This is a genomic window from Priestia sp. GS2 (assembly GCF_036409025.1).
Lineage (GTDB): Bacteria > Bacillota > Bacilli > Bacillales > Bacillaceae_H > Priestia > Priestia aryabhattai_A.
In genome coordinates this window covers 106,934-122,580 of sequence record NZ_JAZGJX010000002.1, presented here as the reverse complement: position 1 = coordinate 122,580, position 15,647 = coordinate 106,934, and the positions used below count along the sequence as shown (strand labels likewise).

Annotated in this window: 13 protein-coding genes; 11 read left to right on the top strand and 2 right to left on the bottom strand. The window is 38.4% G+C overall.

Features of this window, described 5'->3' with window-relative positions; genetic code table 11:
- Positions 1-10 precede the first annotated feature (10 nt).
- The 3 genes from V2145_RS19925 to V2145_RS19915 are packed head-to-tail and all read left to right on the top strand — an operon-like array spanning position 11 to position 3,324.
- A complete protein-coding gene (locus tag V2145_RS19925) occupies positions 11-931 on the top strand; it encodes a DoxX-like family protein (protein ID WP_206782841.1) in 921 nt (306 codons plus the stop codon).
- Positions 928-1,605 (top strand): DUF4166 domain-containing protein, encoded by a 678-nt coding sequence (locus tag V2145_RS19920; RefSeq protein ID WP_094911360.1) that lies wholly within the window; start codon positions 928-930, stop codon positions 1,603-1,605. Before V2145_RS19925 ends, V2145_RS19920 begins: the two co-directional genes overlap by 4 nt.
- A 15-nt stretch (positions 1,606-1,620) precedes the next feature.
- Entirely contained in the window at positions 1,621-3,324 is a 1,704-nt protein-coding gene (locus V2145_RS19915; protein WP_330988172.1) for a YndJ family protein, read from the top strand.
- A gap of 15 nt (positions 3,325-3,339) precedes the next feature.
- Here the strand turns inward: V2145_RS19915 and V2145_RS19910 are convergent, their stop codons facing one another.
- Positions 3,340-3,642 (bottom strand): hypothetical protein, encoded by a 303-nt coding sequence (locus V2145_RS19910; RefSeq protein ID WP_330988171.1) that lies wholly within the window; start codon positions 3,640-3,642, stop codon positions 3,340-3,342.
- A gap of 121 nt (positions 3,643-3,763) precedes the next feature.
- On the opposite strand from V2145_RS19910, the gene V2145_RS19905 reads away from it, so the two are divergent.
- The 4 genes from V2145_RS19905 (at position 3,764) to V2145_RS19890 (ending at position 7,693) form a co-directional block, all read left to right on the top strand.
- Positions 3,764-5,083, top strand: coding sequence for a hemolysin family protein (locus V2145_RS19905; RefSeq protein ID WP_094911363.1), 1,320 nt, complete (start codon positions 3,764-3,766; stop codon positions 5,081-5,083).
- A 213-nt stretch (positions 5,084-5,296) separates the two neighbouring features.
- Entirely contained in the window at positions 5,297-5,782 is a 486-nt protein-coding gene (locus V2145_RS19900) for a DUF2975 domain-containing protein (RefSeq protein WP_222582536.1), read from the top strand.
- 10 nt (positions 5,783-5,792) lie between these two features.
- Entirely contained in the window at positions 5,793-6,017 is a 225-nt protein-coding gene (locus V2145_RS19895) for a helix-turn-helix domain-containing protein (RefSeq protein WP_094911365.1), read from the top strand.
- 434 nt (positions 6,018-6,451) lie between these two features.
- Complete coding sequence (locus V2145_RS19890; RefSeq protein ID WP_094911366.1) at positions 6,452-7,693, top strand: MFS transporter; 1,242 nt, start codon at positions 6,452-6,454, stop codon at positions 7,691-7,693.
- 147 nt (positions 7,694-7,840) lie between these two features.
- On the opposite strand, the gene V2145_RS19885 is transcribed toward V2145_RS19890, so the two are convergent.
- A complete protein-coding gene (locus V2145_RS19885) occupies positions 7,841-9,202 on the bottom strand; it encodes an MFS transporter (protein ID WP_330988170.1) in 1,362 nt (453 codons plus the stop codon).
- A 257-nt stretch (positions 9,203-9,459) separates the two neighbouring features.
- Between V2145_RS19885 and V2145_RS19880 the strand changes: the two genes are divergently transcribed.
- From V2145_RS19880 to V2145_RS19865, 4 genes are all read left to right on the top strand, one after another.
- Entirely contained in the window at positions 9,460-10,374 is a 915-nt protein-coding gene (locus V2145_RS19880; RefSeq protein ID WP_131887202.1) for a LysR family transcriptional regulator, read from the top strand.
- 268 nt (positions 10,375-10,642) lie between these two features.
- Positions 10,643-11,845: a hypothetical protein gene (locus V2145_RS19875; protein ID WP_311859617.1), complete on the top strand. Its 1,203-nt coding sequence runs from the start codon at positions 10,643-10,645 to the stop codon at positions 11,843-11,845.
- 529 nt (positions 11,846-12,374) lie between these two features.
- On the top strand, positions 12,375-14,315 hold the full coding sequence (locus V2145_RS19870) for a family 16 glycosylhydrolase (RefSeq protein WP_076512872.1): 1,941 nt from the start codon (positions 12,375-12,377) through the stop codon (positions 14,313-14,315).
- Between the two features lie 118 nt (positions 14,316-14,433).
- Positions 14,434-15,537 carry a sugar diacid recognition domain-containing protein gene (locus tag V2145_RS19865; protein ID WP_330988169.1) on the top strand — a complete coding sequence of 368 codons (1,104 nt, stop codon included), beginning with the start codon at positions 14,434-14,436 and terminating at the stop codon, positions 15,535-15,537.
- Positions 15,538-15,647 lie beyond the last annotated feature (110 nt).

Here is a 15,647-nt window from a genome sequence, read left to right as displayed (position 1 = left end):
GGAGCATTATATGGCGAAATCAAAGCCAATTTATGTGGAAATAGTAATTGATTGTGAAATGGAGAAGCTTTGGGAATATACGCAAAAACCTGAGCTACACCAGCAGTGGGATTTGCGATTTTCAAATATTGAATATTTACCGAAAGAAAAAGAAGAAGCGCCTCAGCAGTTTCTGTACCAAACGAATATTGGGGTTGGAATTAGCGTAAAAGGAACGGGAGAGAGCGTAAAAACGATTGAAAAAGATGACGAGCGCATTTCCTCACTAAAATTTTGGGCAGACCACCCAATTTCGCTAATTAAAGAAGGTAGTGGCTACTGGAAGTATATAAGAACTGATCGAGGCATCCAGTTTTTAACTCAGTATGACTATAAGACTCGCTTTAGTTTTTTTGGCCGAGTGCTAGATGTCCTCTTTAAACCTCTGATGGGTTGGGCGACAGCTTGGAGTTTTGACTGTCTACGGTTATGGATTGAAAAGGAAATTCCACCGCGCATTTCGATAATGAAAACCCTGTTTCAAATCATTTTAAGTGGTATCCTTGCTTTTATCTGGATTTACCAAGGGCTTGTTCCTAAAGTTTTATATCAAGAAGCAGGCGAGCTGGCGTTATTAAAAGGAACAGGTTTACTTCAAGGAAAAGAAGAACTTTTTTTATACGGACTAGGAGCTGGACAAATTACCTTCGGCTTGCTTTTTTTAATATTTAGCCGAAGCAAATGGCTTCATTTGATAAATATTGTCGCGTTAATTAGCTTAGGTGTTGGCGCAGTAATGAGTGGAGGTAGTATCTTTGCAGCACCTTTCAATCCAGCCACCTTAACGCTTGCAATGATTGGCTACTCAGCAATGGCGCTTTTGAACTTACGCGATTTACCAAGCGCGTCAAGTTGCAAAAGAAAACGAACGACAAAAAGGGGAAAACAATGATTTCAATTTATGAACGAGCACTTGGAGAAGCTTACAGTCGGCTTCACCCAGAACTTCAGAAGAAATTTGGCTTAACGAGCGAGGCTAGAACATCTATTATCTGTACTGGAGTGATGGAAGAAATATGGGGCGGAAAAGTTTATATGAAACCTTTTCTTCATCTAGGTGCACAGAAGAACATTACATTTTCAGAAAGAGGGAGAAATATCCCATTTACGTTAGAGAATTACGCGTATCGAAACGCACAAGGTCAGGAGTGCATGGCTTGGATTCGGAAATTTCAATTTGACCCAGTACGCAATTTTGATGCCACAATGATCTATAGTTCGAAGAAGAAAGGAATTGTAGATTATCTAGGTATCGACCAAGACTTTGTCACGGATATTGATATTTCCGTGTTGGAAAACGGCGGGATTCGTTTACTTTCAGGACCGCTTACGTTTTCGAAAAAAGGTTTAAATCTAAAGATACCGGCCGTTTTTTCAGGTACAGCGGAAGCAATTGAGTGGTATGACGAAGAAAACGAGTGCTTTCACATTCATGTGGCAGTAACGAACGGAAGCTTTGGCACAGTATTTGGCTATAAAGGAACGTTCACGATTGAGTACGTGACTTGTGAAGATCCTCCCGCCTACGCAAAACCAAGGCGTGAAGCAGTAGTAACAGCGGTTTAGGAGGAAAGCTGAGTTATGAGAAAGTTCACATCCATACAAGCACTTATCGGATTTATTATGTGGCTAAGTTTCTTTCTAGCTCTTGAAGTTAATCAAATTGAGCGGCTTTTACTATTTGCCATGCTCGTCATTGTACCGCTTATCTTAAACGTTATTGAAACAAGAAATCGCAACGGCGATACGTTTAAAACGTACATATTCAGCGTATATCTATATCCAATAGCCGCCCTGTTAGCTTGTTTGTCATTCTTTTTTTCCACAGGAATAACAGCAGGGTTATTATCGCTTGGTTGGTTAATATGGACAGCAATGGTGTTTTTATATGGTGCATCAAGGCTTTTGGCAAGAGGCCTTTATTTAATTGAAGAAGTAAGTATTGATATTGGGTTAATGTATCTCCTGCTTGGAGGAGCTTGGTTTTCAACGTTTCAATTTGGCATCGACGTGGTGTCATTTGGACCAACAATTACGCTATTGACCGCTATCCACTTTCACTTTTCGGCTCTGATTACGCCAATCTTTATAGGTTTTGTTGGAAGGTTACTGAGGCAACGAGGTGAGAAACTACCAGTTATGTATCACATAGCAGCAATTGGTATTATGGTAAGCTCGATGGGTATTGCGGTTGGCATTACGTTTTCTCGATTGGTTGAATTCGTGTTTGTTGTAGTGTTTGTCATTTGTCTGTGGCTATATGCCTATTTTACAGTAGTAAGGATACGAACCTTAATCAAAAGCACAATTGCGTATGTTTTTCTTGTCTTATCATCGGGGACACTTTTGTTGACCATGCTACTGGCAGGGTATTATGGCTTATCACGCGTACTACACGTCGAGCTCATTTCAATTCCAAATATGGTGTCGCTTCATGGGATTGGGAATGCATTTGGATTTGTCTTTCTAGGGGTCATCGGCTGGTCTTTTATTCGTCCAAGTATGGTATTCAACCCATACGCAATGCCTACTAGCAATCTTTTTGGAAGGTGGAAAATTGGCGCTGATTTCTTTCAGCAGTACGAATCAAAAGATAGAAAGCATAACCACTATGAAGGGCTAGTAGATAACTTAGGTGAATTTCAGCAAAGAGGTTTCAATGCTCAGTCTGTTCATCCTACTGTTCGACATTTTTATGAACAAACTCTTGAATATGAGCTTCATTCTAAAACATATTGGCATAAAGGATTTGGTTTTCTATCCAGAATCTATAAGCAATTTAGCTCAAGTATTGAGCAAATTAACCTACCGCTTAATCATGAAACGGAAGAGCTAGTTGTGGATAGCAGAATTGTTGGAATTAGCAGTAAGCAAGATGGAAGGCAGAAAGTTCGAGCTTGGATTCGAACATCAAGAGAAACGAATAAAGCTGTTTTTGTCGCTGCGTATTCATCCCATGAATATCAGGAGAAAAAGTACTTAAATATTGCGCTTCCTCTACCGTCTGGCCAAATGACCGGCGTGCTGCGCTTTGAAAATCCACAGGATAAGCAGAGAGAAAGAGGCTTTATTTTAACTAGTCTAAAACAGTCAGCTGATAAAGGTGATGAAGGGATTTACTACGTAACAAAGTGGTTTACAATTCGCTTACCAATAAATGAGCATTTTACAGTATGGCCAGAGACAGGCTTACATCAAATCAAAGCTAGTCATAAAATGTGGATTTTTGGAATTCCGTTTCTTTCAATTGATTACACCATAAAAAAGCGTGAAGGTCTAGCATAAACCTTCACGCTTTTTTTATTTGATCAACCAATCGCCATAATACTCGTACCATAAGTTATCTGCTGTAGCTATAATAACAAAAACGATAAAAAAAGCAGTAACTATTAACAACACCTTAGTACTCGTTTTCTTTTGGTACTTGTCAAACAGCTTGCTCGCCAAATTAAATAATAGGAAAAAGATAATTACTTTAATGATAATAGCAACGATAAGAGTTAGCGAAATGGAACCTTTAAGATAATCTTCAAGTACGAGATCCTGTACGAAATAAAGGAACCAACTTAAAATAAAAAGTCCTAAAAACGTAAACCAGCGCATAGAAGCTCCTTTAAAATTAATTTATATTGATTTTACCATCAATGAAAAATAATGGTATTACTTATTGTTCAAGCGGGTAAGTTAACTGTATATTATTACGTTAAAGGCCGGTGAAAACCTCTTGAATAGTATTTGGGTTTCGATTGTTATTGTTTTAATCCTTATTGTCGCAAATGGACTCTTTGCGATGACCGAAATTGCAATTGTAACGTCTAAAAAGAATCGACTTGAAAAATTAAAAGAACAAGGTGACCGCAGAGCTGCATATGCATTAAAGCTTGCTGAGGATCCAAACCAGCTGTTATCAACCATTCAAATTGGAATTACGTTAATTGGTGTAATAACAGGGGCATTTGGAGGAGCCACAATTGCCCGGCAGCTATCAGGCTATGTAGACCAAATTGATGCTTTGGCTGCGTTTAGCTATCAGTTAAGCTTTATCATTGTGGTAGGTCTGTCTACATACTTGTCGTTAATTATTGGGGAACTGGTCCCAAAGCGAATTGGATTAAACAATCCAGAAAAAACGGCATCGATTGTGGCAAAGCCAATGTATTACTTCTCAAAAATTGGTAAACCTCTTATCTTTATCTTAAGTAAATCAACAGAGTTTGTATTAAAAGTGCTGAGAGTAAAGCCAAATGATGAGCCAGATGTAACGGAAGAAGAGATTACTCAGCTGATTGAACAAGGCGTATATAGCGGAGTTGTTGAATCCATTGAACAAGATCTTGTGGAACAAATCTTTTACTTAGGAGATAAGCGATTAGGCGATATTTTAACACCACGCCCTCAGCTCGTATGGCTTGATTTAGAAGATCCATTAGAGGAAAACATTAGGATTATGAAAGAAAATTCATATTCTAGGTTTCCTGTAGGAGAGGGAACGCTTGATGATTTTAAAGGAATTGTTCATGCGAAAGACATGTTTGCAAAGCTAGTGTCTGATGAACACTTTGACTTGACAGAATGTATACGTCAAACAATCATTCTTCCTGAATCAATGAAAGCTTTTCAAGCGATGGAAATGTTGAAAAAATCCGCACACCACGAAGCAATTGTAATCGATGAATATGGCGGGGTGGAAGGATTAGTTACTCTTCACGACGTGTTTGAACATATTATTGGTGAGATGCCAGAAGAGCACGAAACAGAGCTTCAAATCGTCCAGCGTAACGAAAATTCTTGGCTTGCAGATGGGCTGATACCAATCGACACATTTGTCAGGTACTTCGACCTTGAAGGTGTCGAAAACCTAACGAGCAATAAAAATTTTCATACTCTTGGTGGTTTTATCACCAGCCAAAAGGGAGAAATTCCTAAAGTAAAAGATGAAGTTCGCGTAGGGGATTTGTTATTGGAAGTGGTTGATATGGATCAGTTTCGTGTAGACAAGGTGATGGTTTCAAGAGTTGAAGAAAGTTCATTAGGCGAAATGTAGCAATGGTATATAAAATAGTATGAAAAGCAGCCCATATTATACAAATATGGGCTGCTTATTTTTATTAGCATAGGAAAAAAGCAGATGAATGAACAAAAGCCTTTTGTGATTTAACAATAATAAAATCATGAATAAGATAAAATATTTATTGAAAAACAATAAATTTCGAGTTACTATCATATTGTAAATAATAAATTAAGTGAGGTGCTTTATATGAAACAAGGATTATCAACACTGTTTTTAAAGGTAGCTGTGATTTTGATTGGAATACCTGTTCTCCTCTTATGTATATTTTTAGTTCCAGAGTTGGCTGGTGTTACTGAAAAATTACTTCCTGAATTTGCGTATATGAAGTATTTCGTTTCCGTTGCGTTTTATGCTTCAGCCATACCTTTTTATTTTGCTTTATATCAAGCTTTCAAGCTTTTACGCTATATTGACAAAAATAAGGCTTTCTCTGAATTATCTGTAGAAGCATTAAAGAAAATTAAATATTGTGCCGTTGCGGTTAGTATGCTACATCTTTTTGTGTTACCATTTTTCTATCTCTTTGCGGAAAAGGACGATGCTCCGGGAGTCATTTTGGTCGGCTTAATTGTTCCATTTTCTTCCATTGTTATCTCTGTGTTCGCCGCGGTTCTTCAAAGGATTTTAAAAGAAGCAATCAATATCAAATCAGAAAACGATTTAACAATTTGAGGTGAAGAATATGGCTATTATTATTAATATCGATGTGATGTTAGCCAAGCGGAAAATGAGCGTAACTGAACTGTCAGAGAAGGTAGGAATTACAATGGCAAACCTTTCTATTTTAAAGAATGGTAAAGCCAAAGCGGTACGTTTCTCAACGTTAGAAGCTATATGTAAAGCTTTAGACTGTCAGCCAGGTGATATCCTAGAGTATCAAAATGATGAGGATATGTTAGACACATAGAAAATAATTATTTTTGTGAGCCCGCCATCTTGTTTAGTCGAAACGGTAAAGGTTTGTTCTTTTTGATGAATGAAACGCTCACTTAACGCATATTGATTCTAAAAGGTTGTTAATTCCAAGTAAAAAGGTAATTGTATCAAACAGGTCTTTTTGCTATGATAATAGTATCTAATAAGAAATGGGGGTTTTTCTGTTGACAGCATCAATGAGATTACGTTTACCAATGTTCATTCGCTAATTGAATAATTGGAAGCTCTGCCTGCGCTCAGAGCAACGGAATTGGTCTGTCTATTTTTAAGAAAACCCTATATTTTACGGTTATTTTAAGAAGAGAGGAGAATATTCCTCTCTTTTTTGTTGTCTCAAAATAGGAGTGCATGGACGGAGTTAGTAGGTAAATGAGATAAAAATTGAATAGAAATGAGCTGTTAAATATGAATAGTGCAGAAAACCATTTACAAGAGAACTGGTTAAAGAATATTATTCTTTTTCTTAGTAGCCAGACAATTTCACTGTTTGGATCGTCCCTTGTGCAGTATGCTATCATGTGGCACATTACGTTAACCACACAGTCGGGCTTCATGATGACGTTGTATATTATCTGTGGATTTATTCCGACCTTTATTTTATCGCCCGTTGCTGGGGTTTGGGCGGATCGCTACAATCGAAAAGTCCTCATTATGCTCGCGGACGGTTTAATTGCCACTGCAACACTTGTTCTAGCAATTCTCTTTTTAATGGGATTTGATAGTATTTGGCTTCTGTTTGTGATGGCAGCAGTCCGTGCATTTGGAGCAGGGATTCAAACACCTGCTGTTGGGGCCATTTTGCCACAAATTGTGCCAAAAGATAAGCTGACCAAAGTAAACGGAGCAAATGGAAGTATCCAGGCAATCATTATGTTTATATCACCAATGATTAGCGCTGCTTTACTTACTACAATGTCGCTTGAGGTTATTTTTTTCATTGATGTAGTTACAGCAGCACTTGCTATCTTGACGCTGCTTACTTTCGTGAAAGTTTCTGTGCATAAAAAAGCTGTTGGGAAACAGGAAGTAAGCTATTTCAGTGATTTTAAACAAGGAATTCGCTACGTGAATAATCATGCTTTCTTAAAGCAATTTTTCTTATTCTTTGCGGTGTTCTTTGTACTAATGGCACCAGCTGCATTTTTAACTCCGCTTCAGGTTACGCGAAGCTTTGGTGATGATGTGTGGCGACTGACTGCAATCGAAATTGCATTTTCAGTTGGAATGATGATAGGTGGAGGGGTTATTGCAGCTTGGGGTGGCTTCCAAAATCGTATTAAAACGTTGGGCCTAGCAAGCATAATCATGGGCGTTTGTACGTTAGCCCTTGGTTTAGTTCCTATCTTTTGGCTGTATTTAGGATTTATGGGCCTTTTTGGAGTCGCTATGCCTATTTTTAATACGCCAGCTACCGTATTATTGCAAGAAAAGGTAGAAGAAGAGTATTTAGGGCGTGTATTTGGGGTGATGGGCATGATTTCTACTTCTATGATGCCGCTTGGAATGCTGGTTTTTGGACCTCTTGCAGACTTTGTTAGCGTAGAATGGCTTTTAGTTGGAACAGGTATCTTTATCGTTGTTCTTGCAATTTTCTTAGGGCAAAATAAAGTGCTAATTGAATCTGAAAAAAATACGCTCAATGCTTAATAGTGAGAGAATAGAAGGTAAACAGCAAAAACGAGATCATTTTATATGATCTCGTTTTTCTTCTTTTATTGGTTTAAGATAAGGAACTGTGCGAACAGATGCCCTGTGAATGTTTGTTTTTGTGCTTTGCTCCTCACCATGTACTATTCAGCTTGAAACCTTTGATACTTTAAAATGCGCAGGTGCGGTTATTCTCTCTTCTGCATGTCCATGGCGCTCTTGAACAAATAAAAGAGCGATACATCCGATGATACTAGGAACGGCAAAAGCCATAAATGCTTGCTGAGGAGCTAAGCTGGTTGTTAATAAGAAGCCGATAATTACAGGAGTTAAAATAGAACCTACTCGCCCAATGCCTACTGTTACACTTAACCCGGTTGTGCGAATTTCCGGTGGGTAGAACCCTGAAACATAAGGATTTACTAAGTTTTGAGTTCCAGCTGTACACGCACCGCTAATCGCAATTAACACGTATAATAAAAGCTGCTGAGATGTGAGGCTTAGCGCAACAAAACAAAGTGAACCGAGTAAAAACATGTATAAAAGAACTTTTCGGTGACCGATGCGATCAACAAAATACCCGCCTAATAAAGAACCTCCGATTTGACCTATTCCTAAAACAAGGCTGAAGGACAAGCTTGATGTAATACCATAACCGGAGCCTTGCATAATTTTAGGTAGCCATGTGTTTAGGCCGTAAATCATAAGGAGGCAGCTCGAGACAATAAGCCAAAAACATACTGTGCTAACACCTCGTTTGTCAGAAAAAAGCTTTTTAACAGGAACTCCTTTTGCTTTTTCTTTCACGGTTTCATATTCAAAATCATCGGTAGATTGATAATTTCCTCTAGGGCTAACTCTATTAAGAATGTTCGCAATTTTATCACCCTGGTTTCGCAGAATGTAAAATGATAGCGATTCTGGAAACTGCTTCAAAAATAGTGGTAGGGTGAGCAGCGGGATAATCCCTAGCCAATATAAAAAACGCCATCCTAAGCTTTCCATTAAGTACATCCCAATAAGTGAAGCTAGTATTGCTCCAATTGAGTAGCCGCAGTACATGGTAGCAACGGTGAGAGCACGATTTTTTTTAGGTGAGTATTCAGTCATAACTGCAATGACAGCTGGCATTAGGCCACCCATTCCTAGCGCTGCGATGAACCTCATAATGGTAAAGGTAAGTGGGTTTGGTGCAAGCCCTGCTAAAAGAGAAAAAATGCTGAATATAGCCATGCAAATCGCTAAAATCTTTTTTCGACCAATTACGTCTGCCAGAGAGCCGAGTAGGAAAGAACCAAGCATCATACCCACAAGCGTATAGCTGCCAATCGCTCCTGCTTCTACGACGCTTAGTCCGTAATCCTCCATCATAAGTGGTAAACCTATTCCGTAAAGTGCAATATCAAAGCCGTCAAACGCAATGGCATAAAAGCACCATAGAAACACGAGTAAGTGAAACTTATTAAATGTACTTTCAGCAATAACTTGAGAAGTTTGAACAACGCGCATAAAATTCCTCCTGAAATTTTTTTCGTTTAAGTTGCTTTTAAATATCCTTAGAAAACCCAACAATTTATTTTATTGTATGTATCCTACCATGACTAAAGAGGTATAGTGTAACTGATAAAACGCATCAATTGATATAGCCAAAAGATATAACAAATAAAAAACGACTATCGATTTGAACTTTTAACCATTTGAAGTTAAAATACAAACGGATATTATACAGAAAATTTCAAACAAAAAGGAGTCGCATTTATTTAATTATGAAATTACAGCAGCTCAAATATGTTATTGAAGTTGTGAGGTGTGGGTCGATTAATGAAGCAGCTCGCAGGCTCTACATCTCACAGCCAAGCTTGTCAAAAGCAATAAAAGAGTTAGAAAAAGAAGTTGGAATTACGATTTTCACCCGTACTTCAACGGGTATTGCCCTTTCCTCAGACGGAGCTGAGTTTCTAGGGTATGCAAGGCAGGTTGTTGAACAAGCAGAGTTGTTAGAACACAGATACTTAAATGCAGCGCCTTCTCCACAGCTGCTTTCCATTTCCACTCAGCACTATGCGTTTGCCGTCAATGCGTTTGTGGATATGATTAAAAAGTACGGGCAAGACAAATACCAGTTTACGATGAGAGAAACGAGAACCTATGAAATCATTGAAGACGTAAAGAGCTTAAAAAGCGAAATTGGCATTTTATACGTTAGCTCGTTTAATGAAAAAGTAATGCTGCAGCTTTTGAAAGAACAAGGGTTGGAGTTTCATGAGCTGTTTCAAGCTACTCCTCATATCTTTGTGAGTGTCCAAAATCAGCTTGCTAAAAAGAAATCCGTGACGCTTAAAGATTTAGAAGAATACCCACGGTTGAGCTTTGAGCAAGGAGAATTTAACTCGTTTTACTATGCTGAAGAAATTTTCAGCACGATTCCAAGTAAACAAAGCATTCAAGTCAGTGACCGAGCAACGTTATTTAATTTGCTTATTGGCTTAAACGGCTACACCATTTCAACAGGTATTGTAAGTGAAGATTTAAATGGATCAAATATTGTATCGGTACCGCTTGATGAAGGTGAGTTCATTAGAGTAGGATGGGTTGTTCACAACAAAACTCAACTTAGTCGCATGGCTCGAATTTATTTAGAAGAGCTTCATAAAGTAATTGAAAAGTATCACCAAAAATGAACTAGAAGCGATTGGCTTCTAGTTTTTTTGTTTGTTTTCTTGTAAGAGGAAAGTTCAGCTAGGGTAACCGCGTTTGTTCTTAGTTTCTCATAAATTCCCTTTTTATAGTTCAATGATACTTGTAGAACTTTGTCGGTTTTTGGGGATTAATAACTAATCTTTAGAAAAACATTAAATCCTTAGAACTGTATTTCTCTTTCGCTCTATTCATAATTCTCAATCTAATATAAATTAAAAAAGCAGAAAATTAATGAAAGGTTGTAATTAAATGGATAGAATTACAAGAGTTGAAAAATTTTCTAAGCAAAAAGCAAAAGAGAGAAAGAAGCTTATCAAAATTGGTGGAACAGGGTTAGCCATTGTAACAACAATTACTGGATGCAGCGTCTCAAACGCGTTAAACAGCGAACAGACAGAGGCAACAGTCGCACAAGTACAAAAAAGTGCTCAAGATCAGAAGCCTAGCATGAACCCTAAAAAGGTAGTAAACCTGCCAGAAAAGGAGATACCATTTTCTTATAATCAAGCAAACCAACCACTAGAGCAAAGGGTAGTCCATTCTCCTAAGCCGGACGAGCAGGTGCTAGCACAAGAAATCACTGCCGCGTCTAGTGCAAAAGAACAAGATACAGTGAAAGAAGTCACAATTAAGCAAGATCCAGTGGAGCCTGCAGTAAAAGTAGTACCAGTACCGTTAAGCTATCAGGAACAAGAGCCTGTACCTTCGCCCGTAGAAGAAGAAATGAACGTACAAACACCCGTACAAGAGTTACCAACAGAAGAGCTACAAACAGAATTTGAAGAGAGTATAGTGCCAGTTGAAGAGCCACCAATTCAAGAGGAAGCCGCTTTACAAGTAGAGAAAGAGCCAGCACCTGTTCAAAAAGTGGAGTCTAAAGAAGAAGAAGCTTTAGAAGAGGATCAAAGTGCTCCAATTCAGGAAGAGCAAGAATCCTTACAAGAAGAAAAAGTGGCGCCTGTGCAGCAAGAACAAAGTAATTCGTCAATACCTGTTGAAAATAACGTAAGGCAGGAGCAAATTTTAGAAGTTCTTGGAGTTGTAACTGGTTTAGTCGATGCTCATTGTATTGAACTTGACGTTCAAGGACAGATGAAAGCGTTTCATGTTAAAAGCGACATCGATTTACAAAACGAGATTCGCCAGTATGAAGCAGGAACAGCACTGGTTGTTCGTTATGTAGCAAGTCCAAATGGACAAAATCAAATTCGTGATATTGTAGAAGTTGTAAGTCCTGATACGGGCGATCAAACAGTATCTATTGAAGCTGATTATTTTGAAATGGTGAATTGGAATACGGTTCAAGTTTACGTAAACAATCAGCCAACAACGTTCAAGCTATCAGACTATTTGGCACATCATAAAGAGAAATTTGCTCCTGGTACAAAAGTGTTACTGACAGGAGTAAAAACCTCGCAAGGAACAATGATTGAAAGCATCAGTCCATTGTAAAATGTCTATTTGTATAACTAGAAGAATGCGTTAGCATTTGCCTATAGTAATAGATCATATATTCTTTACGGTTAATTCTATTTTCGTGTGGTAGCTAACTATCACACGAAAATAGAAGGCAAGATTACATCTATCTAAATGAACCACATTTTTATCCTCTCAAACTACTTATATTAAATTCCCATTTTTTATTTTTCTCTATGCTATCTAGCATCGTTTCGGTTAAAACAATACAATTTTCTTATCATTTTGCTGTTGCGTACCAAAATGGACTAGGCTATAATGACTTTATCGAAAGCGCTTTCGATAAAGTGGAGACAAGCATGTCTAATGTAAGAAATCCATGGACATAGCGATTTTTTATACCATTTTATATCTGAATTTTTAGAAAAATATAAAGCTTATTTTATCTCAATCACTAAGATTAACCAGAGAGTAGGGACCACATACGTAGAACTTTATAGGTAATAGAAATGTTAATTAAAATGTAAGCGATTACTATATTTTAATAGAAGAGAGGAAATCATAAATGGAAAGTCCTTCTTTAAAACGAAAGGTTTTCGGCTCCATATTATCAGCAGCGTTAATTAGTTATTTGTTTACCCCGGTTGGTCATGCCGAAGAGGAAGAACAAGCTAAAGGGCAAAAAGAAAAAAATAAGCCAATGTGGACTCAAGTGTGGGGAGACGAGTTTGACGATGGAAAGATTGATCCTACGAAATGGACGTTTGATTTAACAAACGGTGCTTCTGTGGGCATACCTGGGTGGGGGAACAATGAGCTCCAGTATTACACCAATCGTTCAAAAAATGTTCGAGAAGAAGGTGGTAATCTTGTCATTCAAGCTCATAAAGAAAGCTACCAAGGCTTTGACTACACATCTGCTCGTGTAAAGACGAAAGGGTTGTTCAGCAAGAAATACGGGAAGTTTGAAATCCGTGCTAGCGCCCCAACAGGTAAAGGCTATTGGCCTGCCGTTTGGATGCTTCCGGAGCATAATCGTTACGGAGGCTGGGCAGCTTCGGGTGAAATTGATATTATGGAAGGCTGGGGTAGCAGGCCAAATACTATTGCGGGCACCATTCACTATGGTCAGCAGTGGCCAAACAATACGTATAGCGGTGAAGAATACACATTTAAAGATGGAAGCACAATTGAAGATTTCCACACATATGCCGTTGAATGGGAGCCTGGTGAAATCCGATGGTACGTGGACGGTGAGCTCTATAGCGTGCAAAACGATTGGTACAGTCAAAGTGATGGACAGCCAGATACCAATGCTTATCCAGCGCCGTTTGACGAAGAATTTCATCTCATTATGAATCTAGCAGTTGGTGGGAATTTTGATGGGAATCCAACGGCAGAGACCCAGTTCCCAAAAGAAATGAAAATTGACTATGTAAGAGTCTATGAGTTAACGGGCAGAGAGTACCGTGAGCCAACTCCTCCAGTCATTCCAAAAGAAGAATATTTGTCAGGTGCTAAGCTTCCTCAAGCAGACGGAAACTTAGTTTATAACAATCAGTTTACAGAAACAAAAGCAGGTGACCCTGGCATGGGAATTGAAGGTACTGCTAACTGGTCCCTTCATAAAGAGCCGGATGGAGATGCAGTTTTATCAGTAGAAGAATTAAACAATAGCCGCTTTTTAAAGGTAAATATACTTCGTCCTGGAGGTCAGCTTTACTCGGTGCAGCCTCAGTCTATTGTGTCACTAGCGAAAGGCCGCTTTTATAAGCTAACGTTTGATGCTAAAACGGAAGTAGCTAGAAGCATGAAGGTACAAGTAACAGGAGGAGCATCAGTTGGATACGCAGGATATTCACCAGCTTTAAATGCTCAGCTGACAAACCAAGTACAAAGCTATGAAGTTTTGTTCCAAATGAAAAAAGAATCCGATAATGCAGCGCGCGTTGAGTTTAATCTTGGAACAAACGACCAGCCTGTATGGATTGGAAACGCAAAGCTTGTAGAGGTTGAAGGAATTCCGTTTAATGACGATATTCCAAAGGTTCCTTTAAGTGATGGAAATCGAGTATACAACGGTACATTTAGCGTGGGAGAAGCAGATGGAATGAGCTATTGGCACGTTGTACAAGCGAGAAAAATAAATGCTTTAGCAACCGTTGACCCTAATGAACGCCAGCTTCATATTGATGTGAAAACAAGCAGCAAATATGCAGATGATTTGAAGTTACTTCAAAAAGGTATTTTCCTGAATGCAGGACAAGGGTATGAATTAAGCTTTGATGCAAGTATTCAACCAAAAGGTGATATGTTTGTTGCGCTGACAGACGAAGATGGAAACGTGTATGAGAAGCAGAAAGTAAAAGTATCTTCCAGAATACAGAAATATCACTTCGCTTTTAAAAATTTACAGCTACCTCATGACGATAAAAATGCTCAGCTTGTCTTTTACTTAGGAGATGTAAAAAAGAGTATAACAATTGACAACATTCATTTACGTTAAGAGGACTCTTCAATTAAAAGAAAGCCTAGGTATAAGCAGGCTTTCTTTTTTTTATTTAATGATGCTATAGTTAACGATAGATTGAAAAGGCATTCATGAGAATGAAGAGGTGGAGTGCATGAGGTTTTTAAATCATTCTTTAGCTCAAGAAATTGTAAATCGAACGAAGAATATTATTCATCGCAACATCAACGTGATGAATGAAAAAGGCGTAATTATCGGCTCAGGGGATCATCATCGAATTGATTCTATTCATGAAGGTGCTGTGCGAGTAATCGAAACACAAAAAGGCTTTGAAATTACGAGTTCTGATTTAACGCATTTTCAAGGAGTAAAAGCAGGAATTAATTTGCCCATTACCTTTCATGATAGGGTTGTTGGTGTGATTGGTATTACAGGTGAACCAGAGGAAGTGAGGAACTACGGTGAGCTTGTGAAAATGGCTGCTGAAATGATTCTACAGCAGGCAGTATTAATAGATGAAATTCAATGGGACGAGCGACTGAAAGAGGAATTAACGAGTCAATTGCTTCACGGCACGGAAACGTTAGATTCCTTTTACTTTGAACGAGTAGAGCGTTTAGGGATTCAGTTGGACCTCCCACGTATAGCAATAATCTTAAAAGCGGAAAATCATTCAAATGGCTATAAGTGGCTGCGAGGAAAGCTCGAAAACGATGACTTGTATGTTGTTCAACCAACTCATATTGTAGTGCTGAAAAGAATTGATATAACGAAGGAACAAGAAGACGGTGCTTTTAACAAAATCAAGAGCTGGATTCAACGTAATCAGCTAGAAGGCAAGATGGCAATTGGAAGGTTCTTGCCTTCAGTGGAAGGAATCGCTACATCTTATCAAGAAGCGCTCTATACGTTAGAAGTAGGTGAAAAATTACACCCTGATCAATCACTTTATCGCTATGAACATTATAAACTAGCTGTTTTTTTAGCTAAAGCGAAAGAATTTGGAGTAAAAGGCGAGCTAAGTCAATCACTTGAAGCGTTAAAAGACTATGACGAAAAAGGCGATTTGTTAGAAACTTTAAGCGTATATGTTGAAGAAAATGGTGATGTAAACAAAGCAGCAAGCAGGCTTTTTATCCACCGGAATACGCTGCGGTACCGATTGGAACGCATTTCGGAGCTAACAAATAAAGATCCCCGCAAACTCAGTGACTTGGTTGAGCTGTACGTAGCAATCCTACAGTATAAAATTCAATAAAGTTGTTCCGATGCACAAAAAGGCTTGCGAAAGACAGGCCTTTTTTTGGTTTCATGAACAATGTAGTCAGTTTAGAAAACGCTTACAATTAGTGTATAACATTCAAGGGG

Bases quoted from the DNA above. Each gene is read 5' to 3' on its own strand.
- V2145_RS19925 (WP_206782841.1), top strand. From the start codon at position 11: ATGGCGAAATCAAAGCCAATTTATGTGGAAATAGTAATTGATTGTGAA.
- V2145_RS19920 (WP_094911360.1), top strand. From the start codon at position 928: ATGATTTCAATTTATGAACGAGCACTTGGAGAAGCTTACAGTCGGCTT.
- V2145_RS19915 (WP_330988172.1), top strand. From the start codon at position 1,621: ATGAGAAAGTTCACATCCATACAAGCACTTATCGGATTTATTATGTGG.
- V2145_RS19910 (WP_330988171.1), bottom strand. From the start codon at position 3,642: ATGCGCTGGTTTACGTTTTTAGGACTTTTTATTTTAAGTTGGTTCCTT.
- V2145_RS19900 (WP_222582536.1), top strand. From the start codon at position 5,297: ATGAAACAAGGATTATCAACACTGTTTTTAAAGGTAGCTGTGATTTTG.
- V2145_RS19895 (WP_094911365.1), top strand. From the start codon at position 5,793: ATGGCTATTATTATTAATATCGATGTGATGTTAGCCAAGCGGAAAATG.
- V2145_RS19890 (WP_094911366.1), top strand. From the start codon at position 6,452: ATGAATAGTGCAGAAAACCATTTACAAGAGAACTGGTTAAAGAATATT.
- V2145_RS19885 (WP_330988170.1), bottom strand. From the start codon at position 9,202: ATGCGCGTTGTTCAAACTTCTCAAGTTATTGCTGAAAGTACATTTAAT.
- V2145_RS19880 (WP_131887202.1), top strand. From the start codon at position 9,460: ATGAAATTACAGCAGCTCAAATATGTTATTGAAGTTGTGAGGTGTGGG.
- V2145_RS19875 (WP_311859617.1), top strand. From the start codon at position 10,643: ATGGATAGAATTACAAGAGTTGAAAAATTTTCTAAGCAAAAAGCAAAA.
- V2145_RS19870 (WP_076512872.1), top strand. From the start codon at position 12,375: ATGGAAAGTCCTTCTTTAAAACGAAAGGTTTTCGGCTCCATATTATCA.
- V2145_RS19865 (WP_330988169.1), top strand. From the start codon at position 14,434: ATGAGGTTTTTAAATCATTCTTTAGCTCAAGAAATTGTAAATCGAACG.